This is a genomic window from Enterobacter sp. GD03975 (genome assembly GCF_029838645.1).
GTDB classification, from domain to species: Bacteria; Pseudomonadota; Gammaproteobacteria; order Enterobacterales; family Enterobacteriaceae; genus Enterobacter; species Enterobacter quasihormaechei.
In genome coordinates, this window is record NZ_JAOBZC010000006.1 from 159028 (window position 1) to 174252 (window position 15225).

The 15225-nt window shown below is 57.4% G+C and carries 14 protein-coding genes; 2 read left to right on the forward strand and 12 right to left on the reverse strand.

The window, feature by feature from the left end; translation table 11 throughout:
* Positions 1 to 19: 19 nt before the first annotated feature.
* Positions 20 to 415, reverse strand: a complete 396-nt coding sequence (locus tag N5C09_RS12835; RefSeq protein ID WP_063867592.1) for a YraN family protein — start codon at positions 413 to 415, stop codon at positions 20 to 22.
* Positions 373 to 2511 (reverse strand): penicillin-binding protein activator, encoded by a 2139-nt coding sequence (locus tag N5C09_RS12840; protein ID WP_279749164.1) that lies wholly within the window; start codon positions 2509 to 2511, stop codon positions 373 to 375. Before N5C09_RS12840 ends, N5C09_RS12835 begins: the two co-directional genes overlap by 43 nt.
* A 61-nt stretch (positions 2512 to 2572) precedes the next feature.
* On the opposite strand from N5C09_RS12840, the gene rsmI reads away from it, so the two are divergent.
* Both rsmI and N5C09_RS12850 read left to right on the forward strand, forming a co-directional pair.
* Positions 2573 to 3436, forward strand: coding sequence for a 16S rRNA (cytidine(1402)-2'-O)-methyltransferase (gene rsmI, locus N5C09_RS12845; RefSeq protein ID WP_000809144.1), 864 nt, complete (start codon positions 2573 to 2575; stop codon positions 3434 to 3436).
* Between the two features lie 5 nt (positions 3437 to 3441).
* Complete coding sequence (locus N5C09_RS12850) at positions 3442 to 4422, forward strand: Fic family protein (protein ID WP_193033107.1); 981 nt, start codon at positions 3442 to 3444, stop codon at positions 4420 to 4422.
* 19 nt (positions 4423 to 4441) lie between these two features.
* On the opposite strand, the gene N5C09_RS12855 is transcribed toward N5C09_RS12850, so the two are convergent.
* From N5C09_RS12855 to agaV, 10 genes are all read right to left on the reverse strand, one after another.
* Entirely contained in the window at positions 4442 to 6331 is a 1890-nt protein-coding gene (locus N5C09_RS12855) for an enterotoxin (protein ID WP_279749165.1), read from the reverse strand.
* A 15-nt stretch (positions 6332 to 6346) separates the two neighbouring features.
* Positions 6347 to 7519 (reverse strand): PatB family C-S lyase, encoded by a 1173-nt coding sequence (locus N5C09_RS12860; RefSeq protein ID WP_193527080.1) that lies wholly within the window; start codon positions 7517 to 7519, stop codon positions 6347 to 6349.
* Positions 7520 to 7531: 12 nt separating this feature from the next.
* Positions 7532 to 9103 (reverse strand): maltose/glucose-specific PTS transporter subunit IIBC, encoded by a 1572-nt coding sequence (malX, locus tag N5C09_RS12865; RefSeq protein ID WP_279749166.1) that lies wholly within the window; start codon positions 9101 to 9103, stop codon positions 7532 to 7534.
* 117 nt (positions 9104 to 9220) lie between these two features.
* Complete coding sequence (gene kbaY, locus N5C09_RS12870) at positions 9221 to 10093, reverse strand: tagatose-bisphosphate aldolase subunit KbaY (protein WP_279749168.1); 873 nt, start codon at positions 10091 to 10093, stop codon at positions 9221 to 9223.
* A 12-nt stretch (positions 10094 to 10105) separates the two neighbouring features.
* The gene (locus N5C09_RS12875) at positions 10106 to 11251 is read right to left on the reverse strand and encodes an SIS domain-containing protein (protein WP_279749169.1); all 1146 of its coding nucleotides are present in this window, start codon (positions 11249 to 11251) and stop codon (positions 10106 to 10108) included.
* Positions 11252 to 11497: 246 nt separating this feature from the next.
* Positions 11498 to 12631, reverse strand: coding sequence for an N-acetylglucosamine-6-phosphate deacetylase (nagA, locus tag N5C09_RS12880; protein ID WP_279749170.1), 1134 nt, complete (start codon positions 12629 to 12631; stop codon positions 11498 to 11500).
* Positions 12628 to 13062: a PTS galactosamine/N-acetylgalactosamine transporter subunit IIA gene (gene agaF, locus N5C09_RS12885; RefSeq protein WP_279749171.1), complete on the reverse strand. Its 435-nt coding sequence runs from the start codon at positions 13060 to 13062 to the stop codon at positions 12628 to 12630. Before agaF ends, nagA begins: the two co-directional genes overlap by 4 nt.
* Before the next feature lie 16 nt (positions 13063 to 13078).
* Complete coding sequence (gene agaE / locus N5C09_RS12890; protein WP_279749172.1) at positions 13079 to 13957, reverse strand: PTS N-acetylgalactosamine transporter subunit IID; 879 nt, start codon at positions 13955 to 13957, stop codon at positions 13079 to 13081.
* Complete coding sequence (gene agaW / locus N5C09_RS12895) at positions 13947 to 14726, reverse strand: PTS N-acetylgalactosamine transporter subunit IIC (RefSeq protein ID WP_063867602.1); 780 nt, start codon at positions 14724 to 14726, stop codon at positions 13947 to 13949. The genes agaE and agaW overlap by 11 nt, the downstream gene beginning before the upstream one ends.
* 10 nt (positions 14727 to 14736) lie before the next feature.
* Positions 14737 to 15210, reverse strand: a complete 474-nt coding sequence (agaV, locus tag N5C09_RS12900) for a PTS N-acetylgalactosamine transporter subunit IIB (protein ID WP_063451076.1) — start codon at positions 15208 to 15210, stop codon at positions 14737 to 14739.
* Positions 15211 to 15225 lie beyond the last annotated feature (15 nt).

Consider the following 15225-nt stretch of genomic DNA (forward strand, 5'->3'; position numbering starts at 1 on the left):
TATCCCTTTAAAATCTTATTTATGCGTCTTCGCCAAACGCGTTTTTAAGCCAGTCGATCGCATTTCCGGTGAAGGCTACCACATCGAAACGGCAATCCACAGTATCAAAACTCCCATTATGGCGGGCAAGCCACAAGTGGGCAGTCTGTAATAATTTTTGTTGTTTGGCGAGCGTCACGCTGGCGGCAGCACCGCCAAAACGGGACGACTGTCGGTAGCGTACTTCAACAAACACGATGGTATGACCGTCTTTCATGATCAGGTCAATTTCGCCGCCGCGCCCGCGAACGTTGGCGGCGACAAAACGCAGTCCTTTGCCTTCAAGCCAGCGGCGCGCTTTTAACTCCCACGCGTCGCCGGTCTGCTTACGGCTTAACTGGCCGGGACGATCTGCCCCTGCTGGTATTTGAGCCATGATAACTTCCTGTTAATCACACAATCCTGATTGGCGGTCAGATCGCCGGTATTACCGTTAAGCTCAAAGCCCGGTACCTGACGCATCTGGGTAAAGTGGTTTGCCAGCGCCCAGGCATCGACGCCCATTGCGTACAGACGCGCCAAGGAATAATCATTGCGCACCGCGCCCAGCGCCTGCTGCATTAGCTGCGGGTTACTGCCTGCCAGCATAGGGATTTCGCTGTATTGCAGCCCATCCATTTCCAGACGGAAATCCGGGCCTGCGGTACCCTGCGCGCTGCGTGAGCTGGCGTAGAGGGTTGCGCCGCTCTGGCTGCCGTTACGCATGGCGATCATCGGTTTGATAAAGGCGATCTCTTCCGGCGTCGCGACGATGTACGCCGAATCCACCTTACCGCCGCCGCTGATCTGCGCGTCGGTAGGTGGCGCCGGGATGGTAAGGTCGCCGATGGTGACGCTCTGCTGCTGCGGCAGGCTGGCGGAGACCGGGCTACCATTAAGAGCAATACCTGCACCGCCGTTCACGCCCGCTCTCAGTTCGGACGCGGAGCCAAATTTCTGCTGCAACACCACGCCACCGCCCAGGGTCTGCCACTCCTGCGCAAACGCGTTGGCGACGCGGTCGCCCAGCGCGCTGCGCGGGATCAGCAGCAGCGGCGCCTGTTTACCCTGCTCGTGAATATGACGCGCCGCATCGCGGGCCTCATCCTCCGGAGAGAGCGCGAAGTAACAGATGTTGGCGCGGTTCTGAACCTGCTCAGGCTGGTTAAGCGCCAGCACGTTCAGCGTGGTGTTGCTCTTCATCAGCGCTTCCACGTTGTTTTTCAACAGCGGGCCGACAACGATGCTGGCCCCGTCCTGCTGAACCTGCGCCAGCACCTGATCGAGCGGCTGGGCGCTGGTGTCGTAAATTTTCAGTTCTGCGCCAGGGTTAGCGCTGGTGGTTGCCACAGCCTGCTGCTGGGCCGCTGGCTGCTGTTCCGGCTGCGCAGCTTGCGGCTGAGGCTGTTCTGCCGTGACGGGCGCCTGAGTTTCAGCCGGTGCCTGCGTCGCAGCAGGCGCTGGGGCAGCAGCTGGCGTCGTTGGGGCGGTAACCGGGTTCTGCATGGTGCCCTGCGCAGGGGTTTGCGCGGTGGTCAGGTCTTCGGTTTCAGCAGCCGACGGGCTGACAACGTCATTCACGTTTGCCGCCTGTGCAGCCTGTGCCGGAACCGCGCTGCCGCTGACGGCGGTAGTGCCGTTTTTGGCGGCTTCAAAACCCTGCTGAATGGCGCGTCCAAACACCGCTGCCTGGCCGTTTAACGGCAGCAGCAGGGCGATTTTGCTGGTGGAAGCGGGCTTAAAGTTTTGCACGTTCACCAGCTGCGTTGGCAGCATTTTTGCCCCCGGGTTTTGCGGGTAGCGCTTTTGCCAGTCGGTAATACCGGCTTTCAGCATGTCCGGATCGCTGCGGTTGTTGAACCACATCTGTTGCAGATCCAGCCAGCCTTGCAGCACATTTTCATCGGCGTTGATCACCAGTGCCCTGGCCTGATCCTGGGTCATAGAGGCGAGCGCCTGCCAGGTGGCGTCAATATTTTTCTGCTTGTCCGCACCCGCGAGCAGTGGCTCCTGGGCAATCAGCGCGCGGAGTAGCGTCAGGGAAGGGCGACCCTGCTCAGCGGTGATACCGGCCTGCCAGAAACGGGCCTGCTGATTTTTATCCAGGGTGCTTAGATCGATGGTGCCGAGGATCTTCTTCGCGCCGTCGTCATCTTTCTGCGCGACCTTCAGTTCAGCCGACAGCAGGGTCTGCTCACGACGCTGCTCGTCGTTAAGCTCCTTCGGCAGCTGGCTGAAAAGTTCGGCGGCCTGCTGGGTTTTGCCTTCCTTCAGCAGTGCACGAATGGCGAGTAATTGCCAGTTGATCCTGGTATCATTTGTACTCTGCGACATTTGTTGCAGATAAAAGCCAGAATCAGCCTGAGCGGATCCCTGCATATGGGCAGTGCTCTGGTCGGGTGCCTGGGTGCCGCAGCCTGTAAAGATCAGGGCTGCCAGCAGGAGGGGCACGCTGTGCGCGGCTTTTTTTCGAAGAAACGTTAACGGTACCATACTGTATCCAGTGATTTTTTTACGCAATGCTCAATATTAAATCGGCAATACGGACGAGACAATGAAACAACACGAAACGGCAGATAATTCTCAAGGCCAGCTTTATATTGTACCTACTCCTATCGGGAATTTGTCTGATATTACCCAACGTGCACTCACTGTATTGCAAGCTGTTGATTTAATTGCTGCTGAAGACACCCGTCATACCGGTTTACTGCTGCAACACTTTGCCATTAACGCCCGTTTGTTTGCCCTGCACGATCACAATGAGCAACAAAAAGCCGAAACGCTGGTGGCGAAGCTTAAGGAAGGGCAGAACATCGCCCTGGTCTCTGATGCGGGTACGCCGCTGATTAACGATCCGGGTTACCATCTGGTGCGCACCTGCCGTGAAGCCGGGATACGCGTGGTGCCGCTGCCGGGGCCGTGTGCTGCTATTGCCGCATTAAGCGCGGCGGGTCTGCCGTCCGATCGTTTCTGCTACGAAGGTTTCCTGCCCGCCAAATCCAAAGGCCGCCGCGACGTGTTAAAGGATCTGGAAGCCGAACCGCGTACCCTGATTTTCTACGAATCCACTCACCGCCTGCTGGAAAGCCTGGAAGATATGGTGACCGTCTGGGGCGAAGGGCGCTACGTGGTGCTGGCGCGCGAGCTGACCAAAACGTGGGAAACCATTCACGGTGCGCCGGTCGGCGAGCTGCTGGCATGGGTGAAAGAGGATGAAAACCGCCGCAAGGGCGAAATGGTGCTGATTGTCGAAGGGCATAAAGCGCAGGAAGACGCCCTGCCTGCCGATGCGCTGCGTACGCTGGCCCTGCTACAGGCTGAACTTCCTCTGAAAAAAGCGGCTGCGCTGGCGGCAGAGATCCACGGCGTGAAGAAAAATGCGCTGTATAAATACGCGCTGGAGCAGCAGGGGGAGTAGGTGACATGAGCCGCTATCAGCCGCCATTTACTATCACGCCATTTATTCTTAATCAGGTTGTTGAGATTGGTGAACTATTGGGGCACTGGGCGGCTCATTCAGGCAGAACATCACCCTTACTGCGCAAAGAGAACAGGATACGCACTATTCAGGCTTCCCTGGCCATCGAACATAACTCATTAACGACCGGACAGGTGACGGCAATCATGGATGGCAAACGCGTGCTTGCACCTGAAAAAGATATTCAGGAAGTACGCAATGCTATCCTGGCATATGAGAAATTGACCGAATGGAAGCCCTGGAAGCTCAACGACTTACTCAGTGCACACCGATTATTGATGATGGGTCTGGTCGATCACCCCGGAAAGCTCAGAAAGGGGGACGTAGGGGTGTACCGTGGAAACCAGTTAGTCCACATGGCCCCGCCAGCGTCACAAATGAACCGCCTTATCGACGATCTTCTTTCCTGGCTTAAGCAGACCGATCTTCACCCGTTGATTGCCAGCTCGGTATTTCACTACGAGTTCGAATTTATTCATCCCTTTTCGGATGGAAATGGCCGCATGGGGCGGCTGTGGCAAACGTTGATCTTAAGCCAGTGGCGTGCAGAACTTGCATGGCTGCCCGTTGAAACACTCATTCACTTCCAGCAATCGCGCTATTACCAGATTTTAGGACAATGCGATCGGGCCAGTGATTGCACGGCATTCGTGGCGTTTATGTTACAAAATTTGGCCGAAGCTTTGCGGGAAGGCATCGATATGACATCCGTCATGTCGGAAAAAATGTCGGAAGAATTGTCGGAAAAGGAAAACACTATCCTTGAGCTGCTTACCGTTCAACCGCAAATGACTGCGGTGATGTTGGCCTCTGTATTGGGGGTGACTTCCCGCACTGCGGAACGTTATCTCCGTTCTTTGCAAACAAAGGGTAAATTAAAACGCCTGGGGGCAAGGAAAGGGGGAAGCTGGCAGGTCATGCCTTAACCTGCCAGCTGAACACTTTTTATTTCCCAGGCATCGCCTCAAACACCAGCGTTTCCAGCGGTTGCAGTGTGATCACCACGGCGTTTTTATACTCCTCCGGTACGGTTGAATTACTGCCGTACACGGCTTTGAGGGTAAACTGCGAACGTTCTCCAGCTGGGATCTCAAAATCTTTCGTTAAATCCAGATAGTAACGTTGCGGCTTATCCGACGGGTTGCGTAAGCCAAAAATCGCTTTGTCTTTGCTCCAGGAGGCCCAGCCGTAAACCTGAAGCGCAGTCGGGTCACCGCCAATCCAGTGAGTGTCCACCAGCACGCTGGCATTCTCACGCGACCATTTTGCGGCCTGCGCCAGGGTATCCCACTTCGCCTTGTTGAGCATGGATGGCGTGATGTACAGTTCCTGCAACTGGGTGCCGGTTGCGAAGTAGCTCCACACCTGGTCGGCAAAATCGCTGTCCGTTTGCACCTTCTCCAGACCGTAATACGCATTCTCGGCGCTGACGATCCCGTGGTACATCAGCGAGTTCAGCGGGAACAGCGGGCCTTTGCGCACGATGGATCGCCAGGTTTCAGCATCGCGGTAGGTCATCCACTGCTGCACCGGCGTGCCGGGGCCGTACAGGTTGATATCATCGCCCTGACGCCAGATCGCGTCAGCGTAGAACAGCCAGGACGGGCTGGCGTCGGTGCCGGTCGTCAGGTTGATAAACAGGTTTGGGTTGGCGCTACGCATGTTATGCAGCAGGGCGATTGACGCGTCGAAATCTGAGGCAAACGGGCTCCCCTTGATATGCGAGTTGGCGTTGCCCATGCCGTCGAGCTTAAACGAGGTAATGTGCTCGTTTTCGATCAGCGTGATGATCCGATCGTTAAAGTTTTTAAAGTAGTTCGGCCCTGACAGCGCCAGCTTCCCGTCTACGGTTTCAAATCCGTACTCTTTTGCATGCGAGACGCGAATATCGCGCGGCTTGTTGTAGCCGCCCCACGGTGAAAGCCACAGCCCAACCGAGCTGTGCAGGCTGTCGGCTTTCTCCCTGACCTTGCCGAAACCGTTGCTGAATGCCGGGCCAAACAGCCACCGTCCGGTGCGATCGTCCCAGCCATCGTCCAGCAGGAACGCGTCCAGTGCCACGCCGCGCCCGGCGATAAATTCCTTGTTCCATTCGTCCATCCGTCCCAGCACATCCTGCTCGGAGTACGGGGTAAAGAAGCCGATGTCCATCCAGCTGTTGTAGTGCAGATAAGGCTTGTACGGCCGCGGACGCACGGCATCAATAAACTGGTTCACGCTGCGGCGCAGCTGACCGGGTTCCGGGAAGGTGCCAAACCAGGTGGTGTAGCTGACCGGCGCTTCAGGCTGAATGGGCGTTTTCAGCTCGACGTTCAGGTTCGTGGTGGCTTCATAAGCGTAAGTATTTACAATCGGTTTGTCTGGCAGAATGAAGAACGAGTCGGCCACGATCGGCGAGCTGTTGATCGCCCCGTCAACGTAAGGCGCCTGGGACTGCTTTTTCGTCGGGAAGAAGGTGATTTTCGCCACGTCCCGCGGCTGGCCGACCGCAGCGATGGTGTAATCGATACTGGCGTATTTATCCTTCACCAGGTTCAGCTTCACCGTCACGTTAAAATCCGGATGCGTAAAATCGACGACAATCGCGTTGTCCTGCTTTTCGACGTGCTTGATTTTAAAATCAGCGGTATGGATTTTTGTTTCATCCGGCAGCGTCAGAAAAAACAGCTCCTGCGGCGCGAGCGGATGGTTAGCCCTGCTGTCCTTCACCACGGCCGCTGCGTTTGCATCATCAAACGAGAGGGCAATAGCGTCGTTGCTGAGCGCGTAGTTCGCTGCCGCCGCGCCGTGGGACACGCAAAGCGCCAGCAGCGAGAGTGTGAGCATTTTTTTCATCGGGTAAGATCCTTATCAGTAATGCTTCAGCATTCGGTTGATGGACTGCTCCAGCCAGTAGCGCTGGGTGCCGAAGTTGATCCGCAGGTAGTTTTCGCCGTTCTGGACGTAGTGGCTGCCGTCTTCGATGACCACGCCAGCCTGTTTTGCGAAATGTTGGGTAAGCGCCGTCGCGCTGCGATCGTCCGCGCTGACGTCTACCCAGGCGAGATACGACGACTCCGGGTTCATCATCTTCCACGCCGGGAAGTGGGTCTGAATGGCATCCGCCAGGTAGCGGGCATTGCCGCGCAGATAACCGTTCAGCGCGTCGAGCCACGGCAGGCCGTGCTGATAGGCCAGAATAATCCCCCACACGCCGAAGATATTTGGCGAGGTAATGGAGTTCTTCTCAAGCTGCTGACGGAAGCGCTGGCGCAGCGAATCGTCTGGAATCATCGAGTAGGATGTTTTTAGCCCCCCCAGGTTGAACGCTTTATTCGGGGAGGTCAGCACAATCAGGTTATCCAGCGCGGCGCAGCCGGAGGTCAAACAGCTCACGAACGTGCCGTCGAGAATATGTTCCGCGTGCACCTCATCTACCACCAGAATGGTGCCGTAGCGTTTGCAGAGTTCGGAGACCTGGCGGATCTCATCCGCGCGCCAGATCCTGCCGGAGGGGTTATGCGGCGAGCAGAAGAACCACAGCGCGGGCCGGTGCGTTCTGAGTAGCGCTTCGGTCAGGTTAAAATCAAGCTGGTAGCGGTTATCTTCCACGCGCAGCGGGTTAGCGAGTACTTGCACGCCCTGTCGCTGCGTCGCCATGGCAAACGGATCGTAGACCGGGGTGTTCATCATCACGCAGTCGCCGGGTGTGCAGAACGCCTGAACCGTATAGTGCAGCGTGGACACGGTGCCGTAGGTCAGGGTGATCCATGACCTCTCCACCTCAACCTGATGACGGATGCGCTGGAAGGCGATGACCGCATCGTAGAATTCGTCGAAGCACCAGGTATAACCGAAGGTGCCATGCTCCACGATGCGCTGGAAGCCTTCAGTCACGGCGGGTGGCGAGGTGAAGTCCATATCTGCTATCCACAGCGGGATAAATCCCTCCGGGACATCACCAAAACGCGAGCACACAAACGCATGATCCCATTTACGGCACTTATCGCTTTTACGCTCAATGATCCTGTCGAAATCAAACACAACGACCCCCTGTTAAATTAAGGCTTCAATGCCGGTTTTGACGCTCTGCACCTGCGGGCCGATGATCACCTGAACGCTGTGGGCATCAAGCACCACGACGGACAGGGCGCCCGCGGCCTTCAGCGCCTGCTGGTCGATAAGCCCCATATCTTTCACTACCAGACGCAAGCGGGTAATGCAGTTGTCGAGCGACTCAATATTCTCTTTGCCGCCAAGCGCACGAAGAATAAGCCCATGATCGTATTTCGATTTTCCACGTGCCCGGGTATTGGCTTCCACCGCCTGGAGCGCACCCTGCGCGTCAACCTCACGGCCCGGCGTTTTAATATCGTGTTTGAGGATGTACCAGCGGAAGACGAAGAAGTAGATAGCAAACCAGGCAATACCCACCGGGAACAGCAGATACCATTTGGTCGACGTTCCCTGCATGACGCCGAAGATCAGCAGGTCCAGAATGCCGCCGTCGGTGTTGCCGATGGTGACGCCGAGCAGCGCCATCACCAGCAGCGCCAGGCCCGACATAACGATATGGAAGGCATAAAGCACAGGAGCGATAAACAGGAACAGGAATTCAATCGGCTCCGAAATGCCGGTGACCACCGAAACCAGCACGCCGGAAAGCAGCAGCCCTTTAATCACCGGACGGTTCTCCGGGCGCGCGGTGCGGTAGATGGCATAGGCCACGGCAGGCAGGCCGAAGATAAAGGTCGGCATAAAACCTTGCGATAAAAATGCCGTAACGTGCGGGCTAAACGGCAGGCCGGCCTTCAGCTCGGCGTAGAAAATATTCAACGCACCGGCCACCTCATGGCCGTTGACCATCTCCACGCCGCCCGCCGGGGTGAAGCGCACCATCGCCAGCAGAATGTGATGCAGGCCGAAGGGTTTAAGCAGCAGCACGCCCACGCCATACAGGAACGGCCCAAAAACGCTGGTGCTCTGGATAATATGACCAATACCCGCAATGCCCATCGCCACATATTCCCACAGCAGGGGGATGAACAAACCGACCAGCGACAGGGTGAGGGCGGTAATAATCGGGACAAAACGAATGCCGCTAAAGAAGGCAAAGGCGTCGTGCAGCACCGTGTCCTGAAAGCGTTCGTGCAGGAAGTAGGTGATGACCCCCACCACAATGCCGCCCAGTACGCCCATCTCCAGCGTTTGAATGCCCAGCACGATGGATTGTCCCACCTGTCTCATGGTGGCGGCATCGGCAAGCTGGTGGGTGGCGGTCAGGTAATAGTTGATGCTCATGTTCATCAGCATGTAGCCAACGAATCCGGCAAAGGCGCCTACCGCTTTATTGCGTTTGGCAAGGCCCATCGGGATTGCCATGGCAAACATCAGCGGCAGGTAGGTAAAGGCAAACCCGCCGACCATGGCGATAAAACCAAAGGTGAGCTGCGTTAACTCGCCGCCCAGAAAAGGAAAACTTTTGATGGTGGAGGGGCTGGTAACGGAACTGCCAATACCCAGCAGCAGCCCCATAAAGGCAAGCAGGGACACCGGGAACATAAAGGTCTTTCCCAGGCTTTGGAAAAATTCCCACGCTTTCGATTTAAACGACTTTTCCTGTGTCATGTAGGGACTCCTCGGATTTTTTAGGATAATGGAAGGCGCTGTCCGGCTTAAGGACGCGCCTTCATATTTGCGAGGCTTATAGTTATTTTTTAGGTATTGATGTAATGCGCGATGGGATCAGGCTTCAGCCGGAAGCAGCAGTCGGTTTGCCGAGCCGCAAACGGTGATTTTGCTTCTGACCACCTCCTTCATGGCATCCATGCCGACGCGCATGTAGAAGCGCGGATCGTTGCCCTGCGGGTTTTCGGCAAACCAGGCTTTAACGGCGTCGGAGAAGGCGATTTTCAGTTCTGTTGCAACGTTCACTTTGCAGACGCCCAGCTCAATGGTGCGGCGCACGTCCTCATCCGGCACATCGCTCGCGCCGTGTAGTACCAGAGGCACCGTCACCATCTCGCGGATCTCGGCCAGCCGCTGGAAATCGATTTTTGGCCGTTTGGTATAGAGGCCGTGTGCGGTACCGATGGCAACGGCGAGGCTGTCCACCCCAGTCAGCTCGACAAAGCGTTTCGCTTCCTGCGGGTCGGTCAGAAACGCGCTTTCGGCGTCGACGCTCATGTCATCTTCCACCCCGCCCAGTCGTCCCAGCTCGGCCTCGACGCTACAGTCGTTGAGGTGGCAGAAATCGACGACCGACTTCACCAGCTTCACGTTCTGTTCAAACGGATAGTGGCTGCCGTCGATCATTGCGCTGCGTACGCCGGCATGGACTTTGCGGCGAATATCGTCCAGCGATTCGTGGTGATCGAGATGCAGCGCCAGCGGCATGTCATAAGTGAGGGAATAGGCGCTGCACAAGGCGTAAATCTCTTCCAGCGCAATATGTTTAAACGTACCCGGCGTACCCGCGAGGATCACCGGCGAGCGCATTTCGCTACAGACTTCGAGGATCGCCTGGATCGTCTCGGCGTTGTGGATGTTAAAGGCCGGAACGGCATAGCCCTTCGTCTGCGCGTCCTGCAAAAGGTATTTGGTAGAAATAATGCTCATGAGCCTGTCCTCTTAAGCCTGCCACGGATGAATAACAACGCCCTGGACCACACGGTTAACCGTACCGCTGGCGGACGGCGTATCCGGCGTATTGCCGACGTACAGGGACTGGGTGAGTGCAAAGACCTGGGCGTACATCAGGAAGCAGAACGCCTGCTCCATATCGTTAAACGCGCGGGAAGGCGGCAGCAGGATATGCGGGCCCGCTTCAATGACCGGATCCGTTTCGGCTGCAATGGCTACCACGCGCATGGCCTGGCGATCGCGACGCAGCTCGGCGAGCAGATCCAGATCGTACCGACGCGTATACGGATGGCTGGAGACAAACACGACGACCAGCGTTTCGTTGTCTACCAGCGACTTAGGCCCGTGACGAAAACCCGCTGGCGAATCGTAGAATGCCGCCAGCTTGCCGGCGGTCAGCTCCAGCACCTTCAGCGCAGATTCCCGCGCGGCGCCCTGTAATCCACCGCTGCCCAGATAAACGATGCGCTTCCACGGTTCGTTACCAAAAACGCCGTGGCTGAAATCGCCGAGCGACGTGAGGATCGCCTGACAGCGATCGGATACGTCGCGGAACGTTTTGCTGTTGATCGTTTCCGGTGCGAATACCGCCAGGCAGCTCGCCATCATGGTGGTGATGCTGCTTGTCATCGCGAACCCGCGATCGTGCGTTTCAGCCGGCATGAGCAGAGCGCAGGCGTTATCGCTGTCGACGGCATTCTGGTACAGGCTGCCCGCTTCATTACAGGTGATCGACAGGTGGTAGCACTCCGGCACAAACTGGTTCGCCAGCTCAACGGCGGCGACGCTCTCCGGGCTGTTGCCGGAACGGGCAAAAGAGACCAGCAGCAGCGGGTGCGCAGGGCTGAAATAATCCATCGGATTGGTGACCAGATCGGTCGTTGGGATCGCGGTAATGTTTTTCCCTGTGCGGCTGGCAAGCCATGGCGCAATGATGTCACCGATAAAAGCGGACGTGCCCGCACCGGTCAGAACGATCCGCAGATCGGGCTTGCGCAACAGTGGCGTCAGAAAACCGTCGATTGACGCGCGCAGGTTATCGATATTGCTGAGCGAGCGAAGCCAGCTGGCTGGCTGCTGGCGGATCTCTTTTTCGGTCCAGGTGCCGGTGGTGGCGGTAGTGGTTTGTGGCATAACTCAGTCCTTAGTCGTGTGAATTCCACATCAGACGCTGGCAAATGTGTCGCTATCTTTCGTTTCGTTTCACTTGTTCACTTAAGCAGTTAAAGAAAATCTATAGAAAAGAAATCGAAAGTTCAATGGCGAAAAAGAAATAAAACGAAAAGTGTGATCACGAAAGGAAAGGTAAAAATTAAGGAAAGGAAAAGAAAGGCCTTACGATCGCATTCCGTAAGGCCAACAGAGCAGACTGTGAAAGGGCTATAGCGAAAACACCTGACCCTGAAGCCAGATCTGCCGGAGATGTAAACCTGCGTCCAGCGCAATAATGTTGGCGCGTTTGCCTGGCGCTAACGATCCCAGCAGGTGGTCCATACCGAGCAGGCGGGCAGGATGCAGCGAGGCCATATGAATAGCGTTCTCTGCGGGAACCCCCGTCTGCTCCACCATATGTCGCACGGCGGCATCCAGCGCGAGCGTGCTGCCCGCCAGCCCGCCGGAGGCCGTGCGGACAACGCCGCCCTGCATCTCGACATTTTCACCACACAGCGTATAGCGTCCGTCGGGCATCCCCGCCGCCTGCATGGCATCGGTGATCAGCACCGTGCGATCCTTCGCACAGCAACAACACAGCCGCATGGCTCCAGGGTGAACGTGGTGTCCGTCGGCAATCAGCTCCAGCCACGCGCGTGGGTCCGTCAGCCCGGCGCCAACCATGCCGGGCTCCCGGTGGTGTAACCCCGTCATGCCGTTGTAGCAGTGCACCAGCCCGGCTGCGCCTGCGTCAAATGCGGCAAGGGTCTGCGCGTATGTAGCGGCGCTGTGGCCCAGCATGACGCGTATCCCTTTCTGGCTGAGGTGATGGATCGCCTTCAGGGCGTGCGCTTTTTCCGGAGCCAGCGCCACAACCCGCAGCGTGTCCTGCGAAACCGCAATCAGCGCATCAAGTTCCGCAAGATCCAGTTCGCGAAACAGTTCTGGCGGATGCGCCCCTTTGTTCTGCGGCGTAAAGTACGGGCCTTCCAGATAGCTCCCCAGAACCTGCGCGCCGGGGCCACCGGCATGACAGCGTCGGGCAATACGCCTTAACGCGCAATGGATCGCCTCCAGCGGAGCGGTGACGGTGGTGGGTAAAAACGCCCCCACACCTTCACGTGCTTTATGCATGGCTAACCGGTCCAGCACGTCGGGTGCATCATCCATCACGTCCACTCCCGCGCCGCCGTGAACGTGGATATCGATATATGCTGGGCAAAGCAGGTCCGCCTCGCGGACGTTAACCCCTGCCGGTATCGGCTCGATGGCGGTGATGACGCCTCTTTCGATACGCAGCTGGTGGTCATCCAGCCAGCCCTGCCCGGTAAGCAGACGACGCGCGCGCAGCACCTGGCTCATATCCCTTCCCCGGCGGGCACGTCCTCGCGACAGCGGGCTAGCTCATCCACCAGGCTGGTCAGGCCGCGATGGCCGCACTCCAGCGCCTGCAAACGAAACGCTTCGCTGCTTAATCCGTCGCGATCCAGCACCATCTCCAGCAAAAGCTGGAGGTTAGTGCCGGCGATCACTTCGCTGCCGGGCCGCTGCATCGCGAGGGTAGAGGCCACACGAAACGGCGTCCCGCCGAGAAGATCGGTGAGAAACACAATATCGTGCTCTGCGTCCAGTTCAGTCACTGCCTGATCAAGCTGCGCGGTCAGCCGCGCAGTGGTGGAACTTTCCGGAAAATCGATGGCGATAAACTGCGGCTGTTCGCCGAGGATCTGCTTCATCGCCTGTTCAAGCCCGCTGGCAAAACCGCCGTGACCCGTCAAAATAATGCCTAACATCGCAACCTCTTTGCGTTTACAGGAAGTGACAGAATTTACCGACCACGCCCAGCACCACGGTGATACCAATCAGGCGCAGCGGGCTCCAGCCACGGCGTACCAGCCAGAACATGGTCAGGGTGTAGACCAGTGGCAGGAATGCGGGCATCAGCTTGTCGATCACGTCGGTTTGCAGTTTGACGACCGCATCCCCGGCTTTAATCTCGAGTGTGTTATTCAGGCGCACATAGGTTGCCACCAGCGCACCAATTACCGTCATCCCGACAATGGACGCAGCATGGCCAACCTTTTTGGTGTTGGCCTTGATCAGCGGGATCGCGGCGACACCCATTCGGTAGGCATAGTGCGCCAGGCCAAAGCGCAGGCCGAGATGCACCACGTTGAACAGCACGATAAAAACCACCGCGCCAAGAATGGAGCCTTGCAGCGCCAGGCTGGCACCAATACCGCCGCAGATGGGTAACAGGGTCAGCCAGAACATGGCGTCACCAATGCCCCCGAGCGGCGCGCCGACGGCAATTTTCGTGCTCTGAATGCTGTTCACGTCCTGCTTTGATCGTTCCATCGCCAGAATAATGCCGATAACAAAGGTCACCAGGAACGGATGAGTGTTGAAGAAGCCCATATGGCCCTTCATGGCGCGCGCCAGGTCCCGTTTATTGGTGTGGATCTTTTTCAGCGCGGGCAGCAGCCCATACAGCCAGCCGGAGGCCTGCATACGCTCGTAGTTGAACGAGGCCTGTAACAGCATGGAGCGCCAGGCCACGCGGTTAATGTCTCTTTTGGTCAGCTCCGCGCCAATGGTCTGGTCTTCATAGACGTTTTCATTCACGCCGCTCAGCAGCGTCTCTTCACTGACGGACGCGCCCGGCAGGGTGGTGTGATTAGATGCCATCTTCAAATTCCTCTTTCTGGGCCGCGGGCGCCGTCGGTTCAGGCGACTTACGCAGCAGGTCGATCAGCGCCATCGCCAGCGCAGCCGCCGCAATCGCCAGCACCGGAAGCTTCAGCCAGGCCGCAGCGACAAAACCGATAATGAAGTAAGGGATGTAAACGTTTTTCATCATGATCTTCAGCAGCACGGCGAAGCCGATCGCTGGCATGATGCCGCCCGCGACGCCGAGACCGTCGATCAGACGCTCCGGCAGAATAGCAATGGCGGTTTTCGCGTGTTCGGCGCCAAAGTAGATGGGCAGAAACGCGCACAGGAAATAAAAAACGCCGAGCGCCAGCAGCGCCAGATAGTTGACTCGCTCAATGCCGTCGGTGTCCGCGTTGGCCGCCATGCGATCGCAGCGGGACATTACGCCGGACATCACGGAGAAGAGGAACGTAATACCCATCTGCACCGCCACGGCAAACGGTACGGCCACCCCAACGGCGACATCCGGCTTTACGCCCGTGGTGATGGCAAACGTGGTGCCAACGATGGTGCCGATAATCACGTTCGGCGGCTGCGCGCCCGCCAGCGGCGCCAGGCCCATCCAGACCAGTTCTAAGGTACCGCCGGTCAGAATACCGGTGTGCAGGTCGCCCAGTATCAGGCCAACCAGCGGCCCGAGCACCACCGGACGGTGCATGTGTGTTAAGCCGTTAAACATATCCAGGCCCGCGATAAAGGCGAGAAGCCCGAGCGCGAAAGCCTGCAACAGACTGATTTCCATTGTGAATCCCTCAGAGCAGTTTAAAGAGATCCAAAGCAGTCTCTGTTGGAACGCCCTGAACGAAGCATTCCACGCCGGCCGCCTTCAGGCCGTTAAACGCGGCGATATCGTTCGCGTCTACAGATACCGTTTTGGCAATTTGCTGTTTGCCACTGGCATAATGCATATTTCCGACGTTGATACGGGTGATGGGTACGCCGCCCTCAACCAGCGTTAAAAAATCAGCCGGTGATTTGCAGACCAGCAGAATTTTCTGGCGGTCGGCGGCGCGATGAATGTTGTCGATGACCTTTTGCAGAGACCAGAAACGCACGGCGATGCCTTCCGCGAGCACCATTTCCATCAGGTTTTGTTGAACCGGATCGTCTGCAACCTCGTCATTTGCCACCAGCACCAGGTTTGCCCCCGCAAACCCCACCCACTGCACGCCCACCTGTCCGTGGATCAGGCGCTCATCAATGCGGCATAGGACAATGTTTGGCATAGCGTTTTCCTCTTT